23 protein-coding genes are annotated in these 22,945 nt (G+C 57.3%); 4 read left to right on the plus strand and 19 right to left on the minus strand.

Translation table 11 applies throughout. The features are described from left to right. Positions 1-7 precede the first annotated feature (7 nt). Entirely contained in the window at positions 8-931 is a 924-nt protein-coding gene (locus JFU11_RS08600; protein ID WP_123722864.1) for a magnesium transporter CorA family protein, read from the plus strand. Between the two features lie 142 nt (positions 932-1,073). Here the strand turns inward: JFU11_RS08600 and JFU11_RS08605 are convergent, their stop codons facing one another. Continuing rightward, entirely contained in the window at positions 1,074-1,409 is a 336-nt protein-coding gene (locus JFU11_RS08605) for a DUF2834 domain-containing protein (protein WP_201060372.1), read from the minus strand. Positions 1,410-1,708: 299 nt separating this feature from the next. On the opposite strand from JFU11_RS08605, the gene ilvA reads away from it, so the two are divergent. After that, positions 1,709-2,722 carry a threonine ammonia-lyase, biosynthetic gene (gene ilvA, locus JFU11_RS08610; protein WP_201121254.1) on the plus strand — a complete coding sequence of 338 codons (1,014 nt, stop codon included), beginning with the start codon at positions 1,709-1,711 and terminating at the stop codon, positions 2,720-2,722. Positions 2,723-2,734: 12 nt separating this feature from the next. Here the strand turns inward: ilvA and eco are convergent, their stop codons facing one another. Continuing rightward, on the minus strand, positions 2,735-3,217 hold the full coding sequence (gene eco, locus JFU11_RS08615) for a serine protease inhibitor ecotin (protein WP_123722861.1): 483 nt from the start codon (positions 3,215-3,217) through the stop codon (positions 2,735-2,737). A 386-nt stretch (positions 3,218-3,603) separates the two neighbouring features. On the opposite strand from eco, the gene JFU11_RS08620 reads away from it, so the two are divergent. Further along, a complete protein-coding gene (locus JFU11_RS08620) occupies positions 3,604-3,873 on the plus strand; it encodes a DUF1652 domain-containing protein (RefSeq protein WP_123359563.1) in 270 nt (89 codons plus the stop codon). Here JFU11_RS08620 and JFU11_RS08625 read toward each other — a convergent pair. Together JFU11_RS08625 and JFU11_RS08630 are read right to left on the minus strand one after the other, a co-directional pair. Continuing rightward, positions 3,870-4,268: a hypothetical protein gene (locus JFU11_RS08625; protein ID WP_123722860.1), complete on the minus strand. Its 399-nt coding sequence runs from the start codon at positions 4,266-4,268 to the stop codon at positions 3,870-3,872. The genes JFU11_RS08620 and JFU11_RS08625 overlap by 4 nt on opposite strands. Before the next feature lie 90 nt (positions 4,269-4,358). Next, on the minus strand, positions 4,359-4,625 hold the full coding sequence (locus JFU11_RS08630) for a DUF2790 domain-containing protein (protein ID WP_123722859.1): 267 nt from the start codon (positions 4,623-4,625) through the stop codon (positions 4,359-4,361). 722 nt (positions 4,626-5,347) lie between these two features. Here JFU11_RS08630 and JFU11_RS08635 point away from each other — a divergent pair. After that, positions 5,348-5,644, plus strand: coding sequence for a hypothetical protein (locus JFU11_RS08635; RefSeq protein ID WP_123722858.1), 297 nt, complete (start codon positions 5,348-5,350; stop codon positions 5,642-5,644). A gap of 83 nt (positions 5,645-5,727) precedes the next feature. Here the strand turns inward: JFU11_RS08635 and JFU11_RS08640 are convergent, their stop codons facing one another. The 15 genes from JFU11_RS08640 to JFU11_RS08710 all read right to left on the minus strand — a co-directional run bounded on the left by JFU11_RS08640 (position 5,728) and on the right by JFU11_RS08710 (position 22,890). Next, the gene (locus JFU11_RS08640; RefSeq protein ID WP_123722857.1) at positions 5,728-6,261 is read right to left on the minus strand and encodes a hypothetical protein; all 534 of its coding nucleotides are present in this window, start codon (positions 6,259-6,261) and stop codon (positions 5,728-5,730) included. After that, positions 6,258-6,818 (minus strand): transglycosylase SLT domain-containing protein, encoded by a 561-nt coding sequence (locus tag JFU11_RS08645; RefSeq protein ID WP_201060373.1) that lies wholly within the window; start codon positions 6,816-6,818, stop codon positions 6,258-6,260. The genes JFU11_RS08640 and JFU11_RS08645 overlap by 4 nt, the downstream gene beginning before the upstream one ends. Position 6,819: 1 nt before the next feature. Then, on the minus strand, positions 6,820-9,015 hold the full coding sequence (locus JFU11_RS08650) for a type VI secretion system tip protein VgrG (protein WP_201060374.1): 2,196 nt from the start codon (positions 9,013-9,015) through the stop codon (positions 6,820-6,822). A gap of 230 nt (positions 9,016-9,245) precedes the next feature. Continuing rightward, positions 9,246-10,190: a carbohydrate kinase gene (locus tag JFU11_RS08655; protein WP_201060375.1), complete on the minus strand. Its 945-nt coding sequence runs from the start codon at positions 10,188-10,190 to the stop codon at positions 9,246-9,248. 13 nt (positions 10,191-10,203) lie between these two features. Continuing rightward, complete coding sequence (gene xylB / locus JFU11_RS08660) at positions 10,204-11,700, minus strand: xylulokinase (RefSeq protein ID WP_201060376.1); 1,497 nt, start codon at positions 11,698-11,700, stop codon at positions 10,204-10,206. A 184-nt stretch (positions 11,701-11,884) separates the two neighbouring features. Beyond that, positions 11,885-13,357, minus strand: a complete 1,473-nt coding sequence (locus JFU11_RS08665; RefSeq protein ID WP_123722853.1) for a mannitol dehydrogenase family protein — start codon at positions 13,355-13,357, stop codon at positions 11,885-11,887. Positions 13,358-13,371: 14 nt separating this feature from the next. Continuing rightward, positions 13,372-14,475: a sn-glycerol-3-phosphate ABC transporter ATP-binding protein UgpC gene (ugpC, locus tag JFU11_RS08670; RefSeq protein ID WP_201060377.1), complete on the minus strand. Its 1,104-nt coding sequence runs from the start codon at positions 14,473-14,475 to the stop codon at positions 13,372-13,374. A 32-nt stretch (positions 14,476-14,507) separates the two neighbouring features. Next, positions 14,508-15,338 carry a carbohydrate ABC transporter permease gene (locus tag JFU11_RS08675; protein ID WP_007905617.1) on the minus strand — a complete coding sequence of 277 codons (831 nt, stop codon included), beginning with the start codon at positions 15,336-15,338 and terminating at the stop codon, positions 14,508-14,510. A gap of 10 nt (positions 15,339-15,348) precedes the next feature. Then, positions 15,349-16,248: a sugar ABC transporter permease gene (locus JFU11_RS08680; protein WP_223569648.1), complete on the minus strand. Its 900-nt coding sequence runs from the start codon at positions 16,246-16,248 to the stop codon at positions 15,349-15,351. A gap of 199 nt (positions 16,249-16,447) precedes the next feature. Then, a complete protein-coding gene (locus JFU11_RS08685) occupies positions 16,448-17,758 on the minus strand; it encodes a sugar ABC transporter substrate-binding protein (protein WP_123722850.1) in 1,311 nt (436 codons plus the stop codon). A gap of 321 nt (positions 17,759-18,079) precedes the next feature. After that, a complete protein-coding gene (locus JFU11_RS08690; protein WP_123722849.1) occupies positions 18,080-18,985 on the minus strand; it encodes an AraC family transcriptional regulator in 906 nt (301 codons plus the stop codon). A 79-nt stretch (positions 18,986-19,064) separates the two neighbouring features. Then, positions 19,065-19,946, minus strand: a complete 882-nt coding sequence (locus JFU11_RS08695) for a hypothetical protein (protein WP_201060378.1) — start codon at positions 19,944-19,946, stop codon at positions 19,065-19,067. A gap of 190 nt (positions 19,947-20,136) precedes the next feature. Further along, a complete protein-coding gene (locus JFU11_RS08700; protein ID WP_123722847.1) occupies positions 20,137-21,003 on the minus strand; it encodes a phospholipase in 867 nt (288 codons plus the stop codon). A gap of 172 nt (positions 21,004-21,175) precedes the next feature. Then, positions 21,176-22,468: a glycosyltransferase gene (locus JFU11_RS08705; RefSeq protein WP_201060379.1), complete on the minus strand. Its 1,293-nt coding sequence runs from the start codon at positions 22,466-22,468 to the stop codon at positions 21,176-21,178. Positions 22,469-22,524: 56 nt separating this feature from the next. Further along, on the minus strand, positions 22,525-22,890 hold the full coding sequence (locus JFU11_RS08710; RefSeq protein WP_123722845.1) for a response regulator: 366 nt from the start codon (positions 22,888-22,890) through the stop codon (positions 22,525-22,527). Positions 22,891-22,945: the final 55 nt, after the last annotated feature.

Raw genomic sequence — 22,945 nt, forward strand, 5'->3', positions numbered from 1 at the left:
GCGGCCGATGATCAAGAGCTTTGATCTGAGCCACGGCGGCTTGCAAGCGGTCGAACGGCTAGACGCCGAGGTGATGCTATTCAGTAACCCCGATGCGGCCGAACGGGATCTGTTGCACAGCCATTTCAAGCTCGATGAACACGCTCTGGCCTCGGCCCTGGACCCCGACGAGGTGTCGCGCATCGAGTTTCACCCCGACAACCTGTTCCTGATCTGGAAGCGCCCGGAAAACTACTCCGGCGGCGGCAGCCTGGCCTTCGAGGTGTCGTCCTGCGGCTTGCTGTTTTCCCCGGGGCGTCTGCTGGTGATCGCCACCGACGACTCGCCGCTGAGCGGCCTCGGCACGCGGCAGTCACTGAAGACGCCACTGGATGTGTTGCTCGACCTGTTGTTCAACAACATTCACCACTATCTGGGGCACCTCAAGGTGATCAAGATGGTTGCCCGGGAGTTGCAGCAGAAATTCAATGCCTCGATGCAGAACCAGCATCTGATCCAGATGTTCAACCTCAGCGAAAGCCTGATCTATTACATCAACGCCATTCACAGCAACGGCGCGGTCTTGACCCGGCTGCGTAATCATGCGGCAAAGGAACACTTCAGCGTTGAAGCCATTGGTTTGATTGACGATCTGATCATCGAAAACAACCAGTGCTACAAACAGGCGGAGATCTACTCCACGGTGTTCTCCGGGCTGATCGATGCGCGGGGCAATCTGATGAACAACAGCATGAATAACCTGCTGCGCAAACTGACGTTGATCAACGTGGTGTTTCTGCCGTTGAACCTGATTGCGAGCATTGGCGGCATGTCCGAGTTCAGCATGATGACCGCCGGCACGCCGTGGTGGATTTCCTATCCGTTGTTTCTGACGGTGATGATGCTGGGGGCGGGAGTGATGGTGATTGGCCTCAAGCGCCTGGCGAGGTGACTTCGGCGGCTGTCAGATCGCCTTCGCGAGCAGGCTCGCTCCCACATTTTGATCTGGGGAGCCCAACTTTCGAGTCCGGCACAGCCCCCTGTGGGAGCGAGCCTGCTCGCGATAGCCATCTCAAAATCAGACCAAATCCGGATCATGCTTGTTGAGTGGCATCGATGGAGTTCTTGCGGCGTTGAAGCCCCCGCACCACCAGGTACAACAACGGCCCGACCGACACAAAAATCGCCGTCACCAACAAATAGGGAACCACCGACAACCGCGACTGCCCACGCTTGCGCGCATCCTTGTACATCCAGATACCGGCAAGCGTCGCCAGCAGGTATAGATCGATCACCACCTGCGCGGTATCGGGCCGCGACATCAGGCTGATGCCGAAGTCGAGCAACGATTGCTCGGCCTGCAGCATCACCGAAACGGTGTAGCCGGCGAAAGCAATCAGGGCAATGAGGGGCAGGGCGACAGACTTCATGGTTTCCTTCCTTGGGACAATGAGCAGATCGCCAGCCTACAGCGGCCCTTGAAAATTGGCCATTGACTTGCCATCAGCGTCCGGCTAATTTCCAGCCATGACTTCCACTGTATTGCGCTGCCAGCCAAGCATTATTACCGCCATTCCTTATTTGGCGGGCTAGCTCACGACTGCAGCACCCAACCCGCCCTAGAGGCGGGTTTTTACTTTCTGTCTCTTGGGTTTGAGCTTACCGGGCACACGCAACCGGTGTAGGAGCTGCCGACCGCGTAAACCCGGATACCGTAAAGGAGACGACCATGAGCAGCACCCCCGCCCAGCAGAGCTTGCTTGAGCACTACGTGAAAAAAATCCTCGCCGCGCCGGTTTATGAACTCGCCGTGCGCACGCCATTGCAAGCGGCACCAGCCTTGTCCGAGGCATGGGGCAATCAGATCCTGCTCAAGCGCGAAGACTTGCAACCGACGTTTTCCTTCAAGATCCGCGGTGCCTACAACAAACTGGTGAACCTGAGCGACGAACAGAAAGCTCGTGGCGTGATCACGGCCTCGGCAGGCAATCATGCCCAAGGCGTAGCGTTGGCGGCCCGTGAGTTGGGGATTGCCGCAACCATTGTCATGCCCTGCACGACACCGGAATTGAAGGTGCACGGGGTTCGCAGCCGAGGTGCCGATGCAGTGCTGCATGGCGAGAGTTTTCCGTTTGCCCTGGAGTACGCGCTGAGCCTGGCACGGCAAACCGGTCGCACCTTTGTCTCGCCCTTCGACGATCCGGACGTGATCGCGGGGCAGGGCACCGTCGCCATGGAAATCCTACGGCAACACCAAGGGCCGCTGGACGCGATCTTCGTTCCGGTGGGCGGAGGTGGCTTGATCGCCGGGATTGCCGCATACGTCAAATACCTGCGTCCTGAAGTCCGCATCATCGGCGTCGAGTCGGAACATTCCGCCTGCTTGCAGGCTGCATTACAGGCCGGCGAACGGGTGGTGCTGCCAACCGTCGGCACCTTCGCCGATGGCGTGGCCGTTGCAGAGATCGGCGCCCATGGTTTCGAGGTCTGCCGGTTCTGCGTCGATGAGGTAATGACCGTCAGCAACGACGAACTCTGCGCCGCCATCAAGAACATCTACGACGATACCCGCTCGATCACCGAACCTTCCGGCGCACTGGCCGTGGCCGGGATCAAGCAGTACGTGGCACGAACCGGCGCCCGGGGTCAGACCCTGGTGGCCATTGATTCCGGAGCGAACATCAATTTCGACAGTTTGCGGCACGTGGCGGAGCGCGCCGCGTTGAGCGGCGCCCCGGCGTGAGGGACGGGCCGGTTATTCCTGAACAGCTTTCTCGACATGACTCGACGCCGACCAGATCCGGTAGCGTACTTCGACGTCCTTGGGCACGTAGAGAACGATTGGCAGCTTGCTGTTGTAGCGCAGCCTGAAACCGTCACCGACCACCGGCACGAAGTCCTTTTTGCTCTTGCCATCCGGGCAGGCCATGAGCGTGCTCATCGGGCCGGTGACTTTTTCCAGCCGGTAATACGGGTAACCCCAGCCCTCAAGGTTTTTTTCCTCAAGCCTGCCGCCCAGGTGCTGACGGTTGCAGTCCACGGTCAGAGTCTTGCCGGCCAGAATCTCGACCTGATAGCCGTCTTCCTGGTGTTGCGGGGCGAGGTGAATGACCTGGCGGGTAAAACCGCTCTCAGGCTTGGGATATGGCGCGACGTTTTCGAGGGTTGCGGCGTGGGCTACGGACGACAAAACGGCAACTATCAGCCCGACGGTCGTGTTAAGCGGCAAAGCACCCATGATGCCTCCTTGCGTGTGTGTGGGGTCAGCGGATACTGAATGGATGGGCCGCATTCTTACTACCGTCCTCAGTCAATGCAAATCCGACATCGGGGGGATGCAAAATGCAGGGTTGGAAACAGTCCTTTCTTGCATTTTGCACGAGTCGCTTTATAGCCACCCCCGCCAATCCTTGATTCGCCGACGAGGTGCAGAGCGAAATTCTGGGCATGTTTTATGCTGAAGCTGTCTTGAGCTGACCGCGATCCCTGTTGAGTCAGCGCTGAAACAAGAAAACGGTCGGACGTTGGAACGATGAAACCCGCACGGACGAAAAGAACGGGCGATCTGAGCTCCGAGCGACATTGATTTTTGATTGGCAATCTCACAATACCGAGAGGGTGGCCATGTTTCTTTCTGCCTTGGAACTACGCAATATCGTTGAAAGCAGTTTTCTTCCGAAACGCTGCCAATGCACGCTGTCGCCGGACCTGTCGATGACCGTCAAGGTGTATTCGGACAGCGAGACTGACCATCTCGACCTGTTCGTCACCGGCATAGATGCCCATCACCTCAACGGGTGTCGGGAAATCAATAATCTGATAGCCGAGTTACGCACCGACCTTGCGCACAATGCGCACAGCCAGCTGTTGCACCCGACGTCAAAAGCCCATTAACCGGCGTTTTCACCCAGTTCGAGCGACACGCGCCGGGTCTGGATAAACCCCAGGCCCAGCGCCAATTCCACCAGGATCGCCAGTAAAATACCCGGCCCTGCATGACCATTGAGCCATTCGCCGAGGCCCAGCGCTGCCAAACCGAAACACCCCACCATAAAGCCGTTGCACATCGCGCTTCGCGCCGCCGAGGGCGGTGCCTGCCGTGCGAGATAGAACATCACCCCTAATGCGCCGAACAGCACCGCACTGCGCCTGGCGATAACACCCGACGCGGACGAATACTCGATACTCCAGATCGCCAGCAACCATTGCGGCATTAAACCCCAGACCAGCGCCAGCAGAAAACAAAGGGCAGCGGTGACTGTCGACAGCGTGCGAAACGAGAACTGCATGGCGAATCCTTTCGGCAGTGAGGAAGACGCCAAAGCATAGCGTCAGAATCCTCACTGGCCTACCGCCAAGCTCCGAATCAGAATCTTCTGTCAGTTCTGATAACTGCACGCGTCAGAGAGTTTTCGGTACGTAATTTCCGCAGGCTTACCCGACTTGTCGATGTACTTCATGTTAGCCGTCACCACTTGGCATTCCAGCGTCGATGGCTCAGTCAGGGAAACGACTTTGCCCACATGAAGCGGCATGCCGTAGTGATAGGGCACTGCCTGGGAGGACGACGTATCGTTGGCCTGAGCGAAACCTGCGAACGCGGTGCAGGCAAGGGCGGTAGTTATCAGTAGTGTTCGCATGTTCATGATGCTTCTCCAGTGCAGAGGGAAGGTCAGTTCGACTGAAGAACGTCGAACCTGCCGCACTGGGCGTCAGAGAAAGCTGAGGGCGTGCGGTCCAGTAAAGTTTTGGACCGTGGGGTTAAGCGATGGTTAACCGGGTTGTATGCCGCCTGTCGTGAGGTAACGCTGTTCACTTAAGCAATTTCAGCCGCGACGCATTCTTTGTAGCAGCTGCCGAAGGCTGCGTTCGGCTGCGTAGCAGTCGTGAATCCGGCTGTAGTGGTGTACCTGACGCAGCGCAATGGCTGATTTTACGACTGCTTCGCAGCCGAACGCAGGCTTCGCCAGCTGCTACAGATCGCATTGCTTAAGTGAACAGTATTACCTGTCGTGAGGAGGTTTCTGACAGAGGTTTCATGTAGGTAAAAAACTGAGGGAGGTTCGGCTGGTTCCTACAAGCTTGGGCGCCTTGTCGTCTTTCGCCGACCTGCAACCAGCGTTTACTGTTTGGCATCGCTGCAAAATCAGCGAACAGGTTTGGTCACCTGATATCCCGCATACATATGTGCCATCATTCGCCCTACGGACATCTTTGTCTTCGTTGTGCGTTGTTATGGCGGCTGTGTGCTGGACGCCTTCGGGCGAGCCGATTTGCGGGTTATCGGTTGACCAAGCCTGTACACAGTCCGCCTCCATCGTTTGGTCACGGTGCTGGCGGTTACTTAACTAACGTTTGAGTAATTCTTATGCCAACGTTCAACCCGTTTCCTGTTCGCTATCGTTCAATCAAAAGCAGCATTACCGACTCAAATCCCTTGGTAATCGACACCGAAGCCAATCCCCAAGATATTCTCGAAGCCGCGTTGCAGCGCATCCGAGCCTCCAGCCAGTTACTTGAAACACTCCACTGCCAGTGCTTCAAGCATGGCGACGTTCAGGACATTCCGCACATTACCCATGCGCTTTATTTGCTGACTCAGGATGGTTGCGACCTGCTGCAGGTTGCACAGCAACGGATGATGGGATGGAAAGCCCCAGCCTGACGCCGTACCTTTAAGCCTGCCTCCTGTGGGGTAGGCTTTGAAGCTAGATGTCCGACGGTGATGCACTCGATGGGATGAAGCGCTCATTTCAGGCGTAAAACCTTGAACCCATGAGTATCTGGCGGAGCATCAACACTACCAGCTTCCTCTGGTTGCCCTTTTCCTACGAAATAGTCATAGACCAGAAACTTTCCCGAGACCTCGTTCCCGATATTTGGAATGACCAGCCGCATTTGCTCTTGTCCAAGATAAAGCCAGCGGGGCAGGGACTTCTCTGCAAAATCGATTCGTTCGATCGAATGACTGACGGGGTTTTTGCGTAAAACAACACCTTTCAAGTATGGCGAGCCGTAGTTGAGTGCAAATATAAAACTGGAGGAAACACACTTTGCCAGGACCACCTGCCCGACAAAGTCGGTATCGGGCATGTCTGTAAATGCAGTTTGTGTTTTCTGATCGAGCTCAAGAAATAAGCGCTGGCCCTCTGCGGTTGACTCGGCCAGTAAAGACACCTGTGTCCCATCAGACAAAGGGCAATGGAGAATTGACTTGGGCGGCTCCGCACAAGCGTTCCCTATTGACAGAATAGTGATTAAATACAGCCATGCGCTTTTCACTTTATATTATCCCTGAGTACCTGCATTGAGTCGGGACTGGCTGCGAGTTTGGCGGCACAGGCACTTATTTTTTTATAATAAACCCCGTTGGAAAGGCCTCGGTACTTTTTGTAGGCCTCTTCAATTGAGCTGGATATATCTATCCAGTACTGCATGTACTCGGTGCCGATCTGTATGTTTGTTGCTTCGTCAAAGAGCTTTCCCGCAGCGTAAAGCCGTTGCCCTTCATCAAAAGCGTCTTTGGTTTGCTTGTCGCTTGGCATATGACCAAGCTCTTTCTTTTTTCGATATTTAAATACTTGCTTTACGCCTGCCAGCTGAACTTGCATAAGCCCGCGCGCGTCTTGTTTGGCTCCTGCGTGAGCGTCAAAGCGGGACTCCATGTAGATTTGGCAAATGATAGTGTTTGTATCAATCGAGGACTTGTTGTTGGCTTCAACCAGCTTCCTGATTTCCTTCAAACGCTTACTGTCATCTACCACGACTGAAGCCGGGGTTTTATCGGTTACCGGAGTCAACGCTTTTTGGCTTGTGGCCAAAGGTTTCAATTTAGGCATATCAAGCGTCCCATCCTGGATTGATAGGGGGGATGTCGTCATACACCTCAATCACAGCCATTTCCGCTTCTGCACTTTTTATTTTTCCAGTTCTTCCTTCATCATTGGTACGTCCCGCCAGGCTCTTGCCCGAAGAGGTTTTGATGACATAAGGAAAATTTTTCAACGGTAAACCCGTGTTTTGATCAGTAATCAAGAAATCCAAGTCATGGTCTGTTTTCTCGAGAACTGTTTTTCGTTCTAAAAGTTGACCGGCGCTCGCGATTGCAGCTGCTAACGGGATCAATGGACCTAATGCCTGGGTACCTGAACCCGCTCCCGGCCCACCACCAGAATTCACCTTCACCTCAGCCCCACTAATCGTCACGCCCCCCGCATCAATCTTCACAAAGCTCCCACCAGCCTTGGCTGTGAGCTCCATGCCACCCTCAACCACCACTTTCTCCCCAGCATGGTAGTGAATCTCCTGACCCGCCTCGACAAACTGCGCAGTCCCCACCTTCAGGTGCTGAGTCACGCCGACAGTGAGGTGATCATCAGCCCGCGCTTCGGTCTTGCGGTCGAGATGGGTAACGCGATGTTCTTCGACCTTGAACTCGCTAAACGCATTGGCCTCGACCGTGTCATGCCGCTCATTGCCGACACGAATTTTCTGGTCGTGCTCGATGTTTTCATCCCAGTCGCGCTGGGCGTGCAGGTAGATCTGTTCCGCGCCTTTCTTGTCTTCGATACGAAACTCGTTGTAACCCTTGCCGCCCGGTGAGCTGAGGGTTTTGAAGGTGCTGCGGGTTTTGTTCGCCGGCAGGTCGTAGGGGACGACGTTTCCCTTGTGGTACAGGCAGCCGGTGATCAGCGGTTGGTCCGGGTCGCCTTCAAGGAAGGTGACGAGCACTTCCATGCCGATTCGCGGGATGGCGATGCCGCCGTAGGCGTTGCCGGCCCAGCCGGTGGCGACGCGCAGCCAGCAGCTGCTGGTGTCGTTGCCCTGGCCGTCGCGGTCCCAGTGGAACTGCACTTTGACGCGGCCGTATTGGTCGCAGTGGATTTCTTCCCCCGGCGGGCCGGTGACGATGGCGGTCTGGCTGCCCAATACTTTGGGTTTCGGGTGTTCGAGGGCAGGGCGGTAATGCGCGTCCCACGGGGTGGCGAGGAAACGGTTGCGGTAGCCCTGCTGGAAGTCATCTTTATTGTCGGTGACGTCGCTGGTGATGTTCTCGCCGAGCACTTGTGGCTGCTTGCCTTCGTGGACGATTTCCAGCAGCAGCCAGAGGTCGTTCCACTCGGCGCGCGGGTGTTCGCTCAGGGCCATGAAGTGGCCGCTGACCAGGGTCGGTTCATCGCCTTTGCCGTCGGCCAGTCGGTAGTCACTGCGATGGCGTTCCAGGGCGCGGGTTGCCAGTTGCTTGCCGCGCGCGCGGTCGGTGAAGCGGCCGGGGTAGTCGTAGTCTTCGAGGTCCGGGGCGAATTCGCTTTTGGCGGTGCCTTCAGGAAGGATTCGTGGTTTTTCGAAGTCGTAGTCGCGGCGGCTGACGCGGGTGGTGCGGGTTTCCAGGCGCAGATTGAAGCGCTTGATCACCGGTTTCTTGGCGGCCATGCCGGAGTCTTGCTGGTAGCTCACCGGCGCGAGTTTGCGGAACACCGTCTGGTCATCGCCGAACACCAGTTTGTGGCCGCTGGTCGAGTGCTGGAAGTGGAAGTGAATGCCTTCCTCTTCGCACAGGCGCTGGATGAAGTGCAGGTCGGATTCGTCGTATTGCACGCAGTACACGCGCTCGGGGTAGATCGCGCCGAGCTGGAAGCTGTAGGCGTCGGCCAGAATGCCTCGCGCCTCAAGCACCTGGGCGATGATCTTCGGCACAGTTAAATGCTGGAAAATCTGCTGGTCGTGGTTGTGCCGCAAGTAGGCCAGTTGCGGCACCAGGCTGATGCTGTAGCGGGTCAGACTTTTGCCGGAATCGCCTTGCTCGATGCGGTAGACCAGGCCATGGATTTTGCCCTGGCCGGTGGCGCCAAAGGTCAGGCAACCGGGCTTGTGCAGCAGCTCTTCGAGTTTCAGGTCGGGGCGGGCGCTGACCAGTTCGATGTCGAAACAGAACGGCTGGTTGAGGGCTTCGCGGCCGACGAAGCTGAGGACCTGCAGGTCGACGGAAACGCCTTCGAGCGTGAGGGAGATATGGGTTGCGTTTGCGTCCAGCATGCCTTGATTTCCGTCCTTTGAAAAAGCAGGGGCGGATGGTGCAGCATTAAAGTGCCATTATCAAGGTTGAAATGCCGTAGGCGGGGAGGGTAAAAAGTATAGGGGAAACCCCTAGTTACAGTTTTTTGGTCAATGAATCCTGGCCTTTAACCGTTAGATCGCCTCCGCGGGCAAGTCGGATCGCCGCACCGCTGCGGCGATCCGACTTGCCCGCGAAGAGGCCATCAAATTCAGCGCAACTCTAGCTGCCGCCGATACGGCAAATCCGGCCCGGTCTTGCTGCAGGTCAACGCCGCAGCGCTCACTGCAAACCTGAGCATCGCGTCAATTTGCTCGCGACTCAGCTGTTGCAGACCTCCAACCGAATCCAGTTGTTGCTCGGTCAACCAGGTAATCAACGCTGCCTGAAACGTATCGCCAGCCCCCACGGTGTCGGCAATTTTCACCGAACAGGCCGGCACCGACCACGAGCCGTGGGCACGGCTGAACACCGTTGCGCCTTCGCCGCCTCGGGTGAGGAACACCAACTGACAGCGATGCTCCAGCCAGCCTTCGATTACGCGCTGAGGATCTTGCTCGGGGTACAGCAGACTCAAATCTTCGTCGCTGACCTTGATCAGATCCGCCAGCTCCACCAGCGTGGCAATCCGCGAGCGCCACAACTCGATGTTCGGCTCGGGATTCAGGCGCACGTTCGGGTCGAGGCTGATCAGGCGTTTGCCGCTTTCCCGTTGCACCAATGCCAATAACGTATCGGCAATCGGTTGCACCACCAGCGAGAACGAGCCGACGTGCAACCCGCGCACTTCAGGGCCCAACTCTGGCAGATGCGCCAGGCTCAACTGCCGATCAGCGCAGCCTTCGCCACGAAAGCTGTAATGGGGCGAGCCATTGGCACCGACCGCGACCATCGCCAAGGTAGTCGGCGCGGCAAAGTCCACGAGGTAGTCCGGGCACACACCTTCATCCTGCAGCACTCGCTGCAAACGGCGGCCGAGGTAATCGGTCGACAGCCCGCCGAACAGCGCGGCGTCCACGCCCAAACGGCGCAAACCTACGGCCACGTTGAACGGCGAGCCGCCGGCAATTGCCTTGAAATTCACTTTGGATGCCAGGCCACTGGCATCATCTTCGCTGAAGAAATCGAACAGCGCTTCGCCACACACCAAATACATAATTGCTCGCTCTTTAAAGGGTTGCGACATGCTGTTGATAGCGTTCGTAGGCCTGCTGACAGGCCGCCACATTTTCTGTAATCGGTAAGGTTTCACTGGCCAGATCGAGCTTCACGCAGCGCTCGCACAAGTCCGCCAGGCTGTCTTCGTGACCGTTTGCCCAGGATTTGCACCACACCGCCTGAATCGCTGCGCCGAGGGCCGCGGCCTCGCTTTGTTCGGTACAAATCACTGGCGTATTCATGATGTCAGCAACGATCTGTCGCCACACCGGACTCTTCGAGCCGCCGCCGATCAGGCAGATGCAGCGGCTTTGTAAGCCATTCTGGCGCAACAAGTCTAGCCCGTAACGTAAACCGAAGGTGGTGCCTTCCACCACGGCGCGGCACAGGTTGGCCCGGGTCAGGTTGGTCATGGTCAGCCCCAGCAGGCTGCCGCTGGCATGGGGCAGGGCGGGGACGCGTTCGCCATTGAGGAACGGCAGCATGCACACGCCGTCGGCACCGATCGGCGCTTGCGCGACCAAGGCGTTGAACGCTTCGATATCCAGTTCGAACAACTCGCGAATCGCGCCGGTCGCGTTGGTCAGGTTCATCGTGCAGATCAATGGCAGCCAGCCGCCGCTGGAGGAGCAGAACGTCGCGACCGAGGCATCCGGGCTGACGTTCGCTTGTTCGGCATAGGCGTAAACCGTTCCCGAGGAGCCGAGGCTCATGGTGATCGCGCCGGGTTTTATATTGCCGGTGCCGATGGCGCCCATCATGTTGTCGCCGCCACCGCTGGAGACCAGCGCCTTGGGGTTGATGCCGAGGTGCTCGGCGATACTCGGCAGGATCGTGCCGACCGGTTGGTGGGCGTCGATCAATTCCGGGAGCGCGGCTTGCAGGCGTCCGGTCGGGTCGATGTCGCGCAGCAGTTGCAAGTCCCACTGGCGGGTTCGCACGTTGAAATAACCGGTGCCCGAGGCATCGCCATACTCGCTGCAACTGCGGCCGGTGAGCCAGAAGTTGAGGTAGTCATGGGGCAGCAGGATGCGGGCGATTCGGGCGAATACCTCCGGGTGTTGTTCTTTGGTCCAGAGCAGCTTGGACACGGTGTAACCCGGCGCGATGACGATGCCGAGGCGTTCCAGTGAGCCTTTTTCGCCGCCCAGATGGGCGAGCAAACGGTCGTTCTCCGGCGTGGACTCGGTGTCGCACCAGAGCTTGGCCGGGCGCAGCACCTGGCCGCGATCGTCGAGCAGCACCAGGCCATGTTGCTGGCCGGAAACGCCGATGCCGAGGATCGCCTGACCGTCTACATTTGCTGCGAGCAATGCGCGGTGGGTGGCCAGGGTAAAGGCTTCCAGCCATTGAGCGGTGTCTTGCTCGCGACGACCATTGGCGCCGCTGATTAGGCTGTGGGCGGCGGCGCCCTGACCGAGGACCTGACCGCTGTGCGCGTCGAGGACAATGGCTTTGGTGCCTTGGGTGCCGCAGTCGATGCCGAGGAAAAGTTGTTGGTTTGCCATGGAAGATCCTTGGATCGTCAGGTCGATATCAATGCCCATTTAACATTTATGTTGTTTGTCAGTCCGCCATCGCGGGCAAGCCCGCTCCCACAGTGGTCCGTGGTGGAACACAGATCTGTGACCAACCTCGATCCCTGTGGGAGCGGGCTTGCTCGCGAAGACGGCAGCAGGTTCACCACCATTCTTACGCTAGCACCCGCTCCAGCGTCCGCGTCACCCCAACATCCCGCAAGCTGTTACAGCACCACTCGAACGCTGCCACAAACTCGGCTGAACGCGGAATCGCCGTCCCGAAAATCTCCTCAACCTCCAACATTCGTTGAGTGATCAACACATCATCGGCCACCAGCGCCTGACAGAACGCCGCCCGCGGATCCGGAATTGCATAGGTCTGGCCATTCTCATCCACGCCTTTGAGGTACAGCGCCCACGCCGCCACCACCAGCGCCGCACGCTTGGTCTCCTGGCCATCGGCAATCAAGCGGTTGATGGTCGGCACGGTGAACTTCGGAAACTTCGACGAGCCATCCGAACACACTCGCTCCAGCTGATCGGCAATCGCCTGGTTGGAGAAGCGCGCCACCAGGGTGTTTTTGTACTCGGTCAGGTCGATCCCCGGCACCGGCGCCAGTTGCGGCGTCACGTCCAGGTCCATGTAGGCGCGCATGTAGCGCACGAACAGCGGGTCATTCATGGTTTCGTGAACGAAGCGGTAACCCTTCAAAAAGCCCAGATAGGTCAGAGCCAGATGGCTGCCGTTGAGCAGTTTGATCTTCATCTCTTCGTAAGGCGTGACGTCGTCGGTGAACTGCACGCCGACCTTTTCCCAGGCCGGGCGGCCGTTGACGAATTTGTCTTCCAGCACCCATTGCACAAACGGTTCGCAGACCACCGGCCAGGCATCATCGACGGCATGTTTGTCGGCCAATTGCAGACGATGCTCGGTGCTGGTCATCGGCGTGATGCGGTCGACCATGGCGTTGGGAAAGCTGACATGGCGCTCGATCCAGTCGCGCAGATCGGCATCGCGCAGGGCGGCGAATGCCAGCAGGGCTTTACGGGTCACGGCGCCGTTGTGCGGCAGGTTATCGCAAGACATCAGCGTGAACGCGGGAGTACCGGTTGCGCGCCGTTTGGCCAGTGCGGCGCAGAGGAAACCGAACACGGTTTTCGGTGCGTTCGGGTGGGCCAGATCATGCTGGATCTGCGGCAGGTGCGCCATGAACTCGCCGTTGCTGTCGTCGATGCAATAGCCGCCTTCGGTGATGGTCAGCGAGACGATGCGGATGTCTGGATCGGCGAGTTTGTCGATCAGCGCCTCGGCACTGTCTTCGGCCAGCAGCATGTCGCGGATGGCTCCGATGACCCGCACTTCGGCGTCATCGGCGTCGCCCAGTTCGAACAGGGTAAACAGATAATCCTGTTCTTTGAGATCGTCCCGGGCACGGCGGTCCTCGGCGCGCAGACCGACTCCGCAGATGGCCCAGTCCAGCGCTTCGCCGGTATTCATCAAGGCATCGGTGTAATACGCCTGATGCGCACGGTGGAAACCGCCGACGCCAATGTGCGCGATGCCTTGGCGGGTATCGCTCAGGGTGTAGGCGGGCAGGGCCACCTCGGGGGCGAGGCGGTTGAGGTTCTGTTTATTCAGTTTCATCGCATGCTCTCGAATCAGGCTGCGGCGCGCAGTGGGCGGGTCAGCGCCACGCCGTCGGCATCGAATAAATGGCAGTGTTCAGCATCCAGGTGCAGGCTCAGGGATTCGCCATAACGGCTGGCCAGATCTCCGCGAACGCGCATGGTCAGCGCTTCGCCGGACGACGTCAGAACATGGCAGAAAGTGTCGCTGCCCAAGCGTTCGCTGACATCGGCAGTCACTTGCAAGGTGCAGTCACCGGGTTGCGCCAGCTGCAGATGTTCCGGACGAATCCCTAAGGTCACCGCGCCGCCGACACTCAGGTTGGTACCACTCAGGGGCAAGGTGATGCGGGTGCCGGCGTCCAGCAGCACTTCGCAGCTTTGGCCGTTGACGCGGGTGACTTTGCCCTTGAGGAAGCCCATTTTCGGCGTGCCGAGGAAGCCTGCGACAAACAGGTTGGCCGGCTGGTGATACAGGTCCAGTGGCGAACCGACTTGCTCGATCTTGCCGCCATTGAGGACGACGACTTTGTCGGCCATGGTCATGGCTTCGACCTGGTCGTGGGTCACGTAGATCATCGTGGCTTGCAGTTCTTTGTGCAGGCGCAACAGTTCCAGGCGCATCTGCACCCGCAGGGCGGCGTCGAGGTTGGACAGCGGTTCGTCGAACAGGAAGATTTTCGGGTTGCGCACGATCGCCCGGCCGATCGCCACGCGTTGACGCTGACCACCGGACAGTTGCTTCGGCTTGCGCTCCAGCATCGGCCCGAGTTCAAGAATGCGCGCCGCTTCGCCGACTTTTTTCTCGACTTCGGCTTTCGCTACACCGGCCAGGTCCAGAGCGAACGACATATTTTTGCGCACGCTCATGTGCGGGTACAGGGCGTAGGTCTGGAACACCATCGCCAGGTCGCGCTTGGCCGGGCTGACTTCGGTGATGTCGCGGCCATCCAGTTCGATGGTGCCGCCACTGACTTCTTCAAGGCCGGCTATCAGCCGCAGCAGCGTGGATTTGCCACAGCCCGACGGGCCGACGAACACCACGAATTCCTTGTCATTCACTTCGAGGTCGATGCCTTTGATGATGGAAAAACCTTCGAAGCCTTTTTGCAGATTTTTGATTTTCAGGTTGGCCATGATGGCGCTCCTTTGTGCTTATTCTTTGAGGGCTATTTCACGGCGCCAAACGACAGGCCGCGGACCAATTGTTTCTGGCTGATCCAGCCGAAGATCAGGATCGGCGCACAGGCCAGGGTCGACACTGCCGACAACTTGGCCCAGAACAAACCTTCAGGACTCGAGTACGAGGCGATCAACGCGGTCAGTGGCGCGGCCTGCGACGAGGTCAGGTTCAGCGACCAGAACGCCTCGTTCCAGCACAGGATCAGCGACAGCAAAACCGTGGAAGCCAGGCCGCCCTTGGCGATCGGCAGTAGCACCCGGACCATTTCCTGCCACAGCGTTGCGCCATCCAGGCGTGCGGCTTCGAGGATGTCTTTGGGGATGTCTTTGAAGTAGGTGTAAATCATCCAGACCACGATCGGCAGGTTGATCAGCGTGTAGATCACGATCAGCGCGATTCGCGTGTCCAGCAGGCCGAAACTCTTGGCCAGCAGGTAGATCGGCATCAGCACGCCCACCGGCGGCAGCATCTTGGTCGAGAGCATCCACAGCAGCGTGCCTTTGGTGCGCTGGGTTTCGTAGAACGCCATCGAGTAGGCCGCCGGCACCGCGATCAGCAGGCACAACGCAGTGGCACTGAAGGAAATCACCACCGAGTTCCAGGCAAAGCTGAAGTAGTCACTGCGCTCGTTGATGTGCAGGTAGTTCTCCAGCGTCGGCGTGAAGATGAACTGCGGCGGCGTGGCGAACGCATCGATTTCGGTTTTAAAACTGGTCAGCACCATCCAGAAGATCGGGAAGAAAATCAGGATCGCGATGGCCCAGGCCAGAGTGCCGAGCAGCAGGCTTTGCAGGCGGCGGGATTGTTGAAGAGTCATGGCGCAGGCCTCAGGCTTTGTCTGTCAGGTTTTTGCCGATCATTCGCACCAGCACGATGGCCGCGACGTTGGCAATCAACACCGCGATCAAACCACCGGCTGACGCCATGCCGACGTCGAACTGCACCAGCGCCTGGTTGTAGATCAGGTAGGCGAGGTTGGTCGAGGCGTAGCCGGGGCCACCGTTGGTGGTGGTGAAGATTTCGGCAAATACCGAGAGCAGGAAGATGGTTTCAATCATCACCACCACCGCGATTGGCCGGGCCAGGTGCGGCAGGGTCAGGTGCCAGAAAATCGCGATGGGACCGGCACCGTCCAGGCGTGCGGCTTCTTTCTGTTCCTGATCGAGGGACTGCATGGCGGTCATCAGGATCAGGATCGCGAAGGGCAGCCATTGCCACGAGACAATGATAATGATCGACAGCAGCGGGTAGTGCGCCAGCCAGTCCACCGGCTGCGCGCCGAACAGCTTCCAGATGTAGGCGAGAATCCCCGATACCGGGTGAAAGATCAGGTTTTTCCAGATCAGCGCACCGACGGTGGGCATGATGAAGAACGGCGAGATCAACATCACCCGCACGATGCCGCGACCGAGAAACTCACTGGCCTCCAGCAACGCGCTGATCAACACGCCGAACACCACGCTGATCAGCAGCACGCTGCCCACCAGTAACAGGGTGTTGGTGGCGCCGGGCAGGAAGCCCGAGTCGCTCAGAAAGTAGCTGAAGTTCTCCAGCCCCACGAACTGGTTTTCACCGGGGTAGAGCAGGTTGTAGCGAATCATTGAAAAGTAAACGGTCATGCCCAGCGGCACGATCATCCACAGCAGCAACAACGCTACCGAGGGGCTGACCAGAAACCAGCCGGGGTTGGTCAACCGGCTTTTACGCACCGGTTGGGGGATGTCCATGTGAGCTTTGACAGTTGAAATATTCATGGCGATAGAACCGATTAAGTGCAGACATGTTCAGGACAGTAGGTATTCCCAACATCGACGCTAAACCTGTGGGAGCGGGCTTGCCCGCGAAGAGGCCGGTACACCAGACACATCTTCATGACTGATCCATCGCTATCGCGGGCAAGCCCGCTCCCACAGGGTAAGGGGATGGTTACTTGGGATAACCGGCGCGCTTCATCTCACGTTCGGTGGTTGACTGGGCGGCGGTCAGGGCCTGGTCGACCGTGGTCTGGCCGATCAGCGCTGCCGAGAACAGCTTGCCGACCTGGGTTCCCACGGCCTGGAACTCAGGAATGGTTACCAACTGGATGCCGACATAGGGCACGGGCTTGATGGACGGTTTACTCGGGTCCGCGGCCTTCAGCGATTCCAGCGTCACCTTGGCGAACGGCGCGGCATTCATGTAGGCCTCGGTGTAGGTCGAGGCGCGAGTGCCTGGCGGCACGTTGGCGATACCGTCTTTTTCCGCGACCAGCGCACCGTACTCCTTGGAGGTGGCCCAGGCGCTGAACGTTTTCGCCGCGTCCTTGGCCTTGGAACTGGTCGGGATGGCCAGCGCCCAGGAATACAACCAGGCCGAACCTTTGTCGGTGGTTTCATGCGGTGCGTAGGTGAAGCCGACATGATCGCTGACCTTGCTTTGGGTCTTGTCGGTGACGAATGAACCGGCGACGCTGGCATCGACCCAGATCGCACACTTGCCGCTGTTGAACAGCGCCAGGTTTTCGTTGAAACCGTTGCTCGACGCGCCCGGCGGGCCGGACTTCTTCATGGTGTCGACGTAGAAGTTCAGCGCGTTCTTCCACTCAGGTCCGGTGAATTCCGGCTGCCATTTCTCATCGAACCAGCGTGCGCCGTAAGCATTGGCGACGGTGGTGATCAGCGCCATGTTCTCGCCCCAGCCAGCCTTGCCGCGCAGGCAGATGCCGTACTGTTCTTTGTCTTTATTGGTGAGTTTGCTGGCAAATTCGCTGATCTGAGTCCAGGTAGGGCGTTCGGGCATGGTCAGCCCGGCGTCCTTGAACAGGTCGGTGCGGTAATAGGTGATGGAGCTTTCCGCGTAGAACGGCAGAGCATAAAGCGAGCCCTTGACCGAAAGGCCTTCACGGACCGAAGGGAATACGTCGTCGAGGGCGTAGGTGGCCGGCAAGTCCTTCATCGGTTCCAGCCAACCCTTGGCACCCCAGAGCGCGGCTTCGTACATGCCGATGGTCAACACATCGAACTGTCCGCCCTGGGTGGCGATGTCGGTGGTCAGGCGTTGGCGCAGGACGTTTTCTTCGAGCACCACCCAATTGAGCTTGATGTCCGGATGCTCGGCCTCGAAGGTTTTCGAGAGTTTTTGCATGCGGATCATGTCGCTGTTGTTGACGGTGGCAATGGTCAGGGTCTGGGCGCCGAGGCTGACGCTACTGAGGGTCATGCAGGTGAGAGCAAGCAGAGCTTTTACAGAAGGTTGCATCATGCACTCCTTTTCTGCACCCGGCGGGTTACAGAAGGACAGTTATTGTTTTTGTGTCTTCCGAAGGGCAGGAAGAATGTGCACTGATTACAGCCTTCAAACGATGGGCTGACAAATCATCCATCGCACTGTGACCGATACTTTTTTGCACTGGGGTTCAATGCGAGAAGCGCAGAGGACGGTGTTTTAGCGGTTAACCCCGATTGAATCCGTACAGGTTTATACGGCCGAAAATCAAAAGATCGCAGCCTTCGGCAGCTCCTGCAGGGATCGCGTGATTCTGTAGGAACTGCCGAAGGCTGCGATCTTTTGATCTTGCTTTTAACCGTGGTTTTGCTCAGTCAAACGCTGCACCGCCAACCGCCGGTAGTGCGACGGCGTCATGCCCTTGAGCTGCTGGAAACGCCGGTTGAAATTGGAAATATTATTGAAGCCCGATTCGAAACACACATCGGTCACCGTTTTGTCGCCATCGGCCAGCAGCTCACAGGATTTACTGATACGTAGGCGATTGACGAATTCGATGAAGCAGCGCCCGGTGGCCTGTTTGAACACTCGGCTGAAGTAGGTCGGCTTCAGACCCAGGTGCTCGGCGACTTCTTCCAGCGGCAGTTCCCGGGCGTAATGGGTAAAGATGTAATCCACCGCCCGGTTGGTGCGGTCGATATTGTGTTCATCGGCCAATTGCGGCGTCGTGGCACCGGACAGCAATTGATAGTCATCGGACGCCGCCAGCAACTCCAGCAGAATGAAAAAATGCCCGAGCCGGGTCATGCCCTTGGTATCAGCGATGCGCTGCATCAAGGTCATGGCCTGGCGGATCGTGCGCTTGCAGCGAAACTCGATGCCGTACTGCGCGCGCTCCAACAAGGGTGCAAGCGTCTTGAGTTCGGCGAACACCTGATGGCCGCTTTCAAACAGTTCGTCAGTGAAATTGACCAGCATGTCGCGTTTGGGCACCACTTCGTCTTCGGCGACCTGGCTGATCCAGTTGTGTGGCAGGTTGGGGCCGGTCAGGAACAGTGTTTCCGGGTAGAAGTTACCGATGTAGTCACCGATGAATACCTTGCCGGAGCTGGCGACGATCAGGTGCAGTTCGTACTCCTTGTGGAAATGCCAGCGCACCAAAGGGCAGGGGAAGCCGTGCTGACGATAGATGATGGACAACCCGTTATGGTCGTCCATCAATTCGTAGGAAGGATCGGTAACTCTGGCTGGTCGGCTCATATCAAGGCACTTTTATTGTTATCGCCCGTTGATCATGCCTCTTTCCAGGCTCACTGTGCCAGCCCGCGACGTTGACCGTTCAGGACCGTTCATGCAACGAACGGCCATACACGGCTTTCATGCTGGAGGCGGTCCAGCAGCAACGGACAATCTCGCACTCGTCGAAAAAGTCGATGTTGATGATGCTGCAACGGGTTACCCAGTCGCGCGTTGTACTGAACCAGTCATTGATTTGGCTTTTTATGTGCTGCGGGCCGCCCAATAGCGAATAGGTGGTCGCCGACAGCGACCAGAGAAACGTCTCGTAGGGCGCATCTTCAAGGGTCGTAGCGATATGGCTACGTAGCTCGCTGGTATCAGTGAATGTTTGTTCGAGCCACTTGTGCGGTATGCGCTGCCAGAAGTATTTACTGTCCAGCCCTGACGCGCCTTGGGCCGCCATGACGATGCGACGCAGTGAACTGGTGCGCTTGAGTTCACCCACAGTTTTCAATGCGTCGCTGTGCGGGATGATTCGCAGCCCAAGGCGACGCACCAGCACATCGTTGAGTTTCCGATAGTCGAAAGGTTTGCCCGCTATTCCGAGTTGATGAAAGTCCAGCACGATGAATTCATCCGGATTTCGATCGAGGAAGGTCGATACCGCATCGATCAGTTCATCGAGGATCCGATGGGACTGAAACCCATTGTGATGAAAGTAAAACACCGGCTCTACGGGGCCGAATGTGTAGCCGAGCCGCAGATCGAAAGCTCGCGCGCCATTGGCCAGTTGCCAGGCAAATGAATCGTTCTGGCAGGTTGTCCAGTTGCCGACCATCACTTCATAGTTGGGTGCTTTTTTGTCCATGCCGGCATTGTGCGTGCCGGGCCAGACAATGTCGGTCAGCTTCAACCGATCGATATCCAGTACGTTGCTCATCCATTTCTGTTTGTCGAACGTGATGGTGGTGCTGTGGGTCATGACAGTTCCTTGTCGTTGACCTCGTCCCATCCGTGGGACGAAGAAGTCATGTGTCGGATGTGACGGTGTGCCACATCCGTATTATTCGCCTCAGTTAAAGGCTTTCATGACCCAGCATAGAAGTGCGTGGCAGTATTGCCAGGCACGGAAATGTTTGCACAAATATAGCTATTTAGTGGCGCGATGGTTATTAGATTTTCTTGCTGGCTTTTTTCAGGTTTGCCGTTCGGCAGTAAGAAACGATTTTCGAATCTTTAATAAAGTCGAAGTTGATAATGTTGCATGTTTCTGCCCATTCACTTTTTTCTGGATCAAACCATAAGTCAAGATGTTCAAGGATTCTTTTAGGGCCGCCCACGCTGTAACAGGTTGCGGAAAGCGACCAAAGCTCCCACTGACCTGGCAGGTTGTTCATTACCGTGGCGATGTAATTATGCAGGTCGTCGGTATTGACTAGATTTTGGTTGACCCATTTATGTTCGATTTTTCCGCAAAACCTTTTGTAGTCCAGGTCATTGTGCCTTGGGGCGGCGACCAATACTCGTTGTAATGGACTGATTTCCTTGAGTTGACCCAGGCTCAGATGCCGGTTTGCGGCAGGTATCATTTGATCGCCGAGATGTTTCAGCATCATGTCGTTGAAGTATTTGAAGTCAAAGGTTTCCTTGCCGTGTTTCAGTTCATGAAAAGCCAGGACGATGAATTCATTGTGGCTTCTCACAAGAAACGCTTTGATGTCGCTTACAAGATCTTCCAACGTGCGAGAAGAGAGATAGTCGCCATGTTGGCAACGGAATTTTCCGAGTCCCGCCGAGTCTGCGTGGTAAACCAATCGGACATCGAGCGCCCGAGCACCGCGGCTCAGTTGGGAAAAAAACGGGACGTCCTGACACGCCAGATAGTTGGGGCCTGGAAGAAGCGCGTAGGACGCTTCCCGGTCACAGCCTGCATTATGGGTGCCCGGCAGTGTCAACTCACGAAGCGACAAGGTGTCAATGGCCGGTGTGGCGGCCATCCAGTTATAATTCTCGTAGTTGTTTGAAGTGTTGTTGTCCATTAATGCATCCTTGCATCTAATTAATAGAAGGAGCGCTACTTGTTACAAGGTGGTCGGAGTGGCGCTTGCAGGATGTTTATAATGATTTAAGTTCTATTTGCCAAGGGTCAGTTTGGTGCGAGGTGTGTGATTGGTAATGTTCTTGTTGTGTTTGCTGGATGAAGTCCGGCTTTTATTGAATACGGTTTTTTGCTTCAATCCACTGTGCCATGTATTGAGTGCTTTTGTGATGATGATGGCGCAACATGCTGCCGGTGAAGTTATTCCTTCTAAGTTGTGCCAGGTGTTGCTGGCAATACAACAACTTCTCGATCAGTGCCGGGCCATGTGTCGACGACTTATAACGCTCGGCTAATAACATCTGCCCATTGGATTGGGCGCTCATCCAAAGGTCTTTGTCTTTGTAAAGACGAACCGCACAATCGGCGAACTCACGCGCAGTTCGGGTCACGGCGCCCGGCCACGGCTGTTCGCGGTGCATCGCTTCTGCGCCAATCGGGGTGGTGACATTAGGCGTGCCGCACAGCATGGCGTCGACGATTTTGCCTTTGATACCCGCACCGAAGCGCAACGGTGCCAGGCACACCCGGGCTGCAGACATGACTTGCAAGGCATCTTCTGCCCAGTTCATCACATGAAACCCTTGGGCCGCATTGTGCAGGGCGGTGGCTTTGGGCGGCGTATAGGCGCCATAGATATGCAGTTGCGCCTCTGGCAACTGCGCACGGATCAGCGGCCAGATCGTGGTTTTCATCCAGAGCACGGCGTCCCAGTTGGGGGCGTGGCGGAAGTTACCGATGCTCAGGAAATGCGCACGGTCTTCAAAGGCTGGCGACGCGGTGGTCAGCGGTTCGACCATCAATGGGCACCAGTGCAGCAGTTGTTGCGGCAACCCGAACTGCTCGACCAACAATTCAATCTCCACTTCGGAGATCATCAGGTTCAAGTCGCAGCGATACAGGGCGGCAATCTCCCGTTTCGCCAGATCGGTGTCCGCCATGAGCTCGAACTCTTCACGCAATGCCGGGGCGAATAACTCGCTGAAATCGTTGGCGTCGTCACTGGCCTTCAAGCGCTCTTTGAGGCGCTGATGCCGCGCATGTCGCAGGCTTTGCAGATCGGAGGTCTCCAGCACGCGCAAGGCGTCGGGGGAGTGTTTCTCTACTCGCCAGCCGAACTGCTCCTCCATCATGAACTGGTCGAACAGCACGATATCCGGTGCCAGTTCACTGACAAAGGTGTCGAAACTGCTGTTATTCAACTCGATTGGCACTTCGTGAATGCCCAGCGCGGTCAGGTCCGCACGGTGCTCACCGGTGCCGGCCGGGCTGCTGAAGGTGATGTCCCAGCCTTGCTGCAGGAACGTATCGAGAATTTGCATCACATGCCCACTGGCCGCAGAAGAGCGGGGCTCGGGCCAGACGTAACCAATCACCAAGACTTTGGTTGCGCGGGGCTGACTCATTGACGGGTATTCCTTGAAACGGGTAGGGAGCGGAGAAAATCGGGGTGCGAGAAAAGTCAGGCCTGGACGAGTATGCCTTTGACCTTGTCCCGCAACTGATCAATGGAAAACGGCTTGCCGATGAGATACATGCCGTCAGGCACCTCGATGCTTTCGGCATAGCCGCTGGCGAACAGAATCGGCAACTCGGGACGCAGCATGCGCGCCTGCTTCGCCAATTCCCGACCGTCCATGACCGGCAACCCCACATCCGTCATCAGTAAGTCGATGTACTGGTCTTCGTCGTTGAGAAACTCCAGGGCCTGCTCGCTGCCATCGGCCTCAAGTACCCGGAATTGCAGTTCCTCCAGCACATCGACGATCAACGTGCGCACGATGGCATCGTCTTCGACGACTAGAATGGTGGAGGCATCAGTGGACATAGTGGGGCTCTCAAAGGTTGAATTCGCGGTTGCCGGTCGATCGAAACCGCCGGGT

The organism is Pseudomonas sp. TH37 (assembly GCF_016650735.1).
Taxonomy (GTDB): domain Bacteria; phylum Pseudomonadota; class Gammaproteobacteria; order Pseudomonadales; family Pseudomonadaceae; genus Aquipseudomonas; species Aquipseudomonas farris.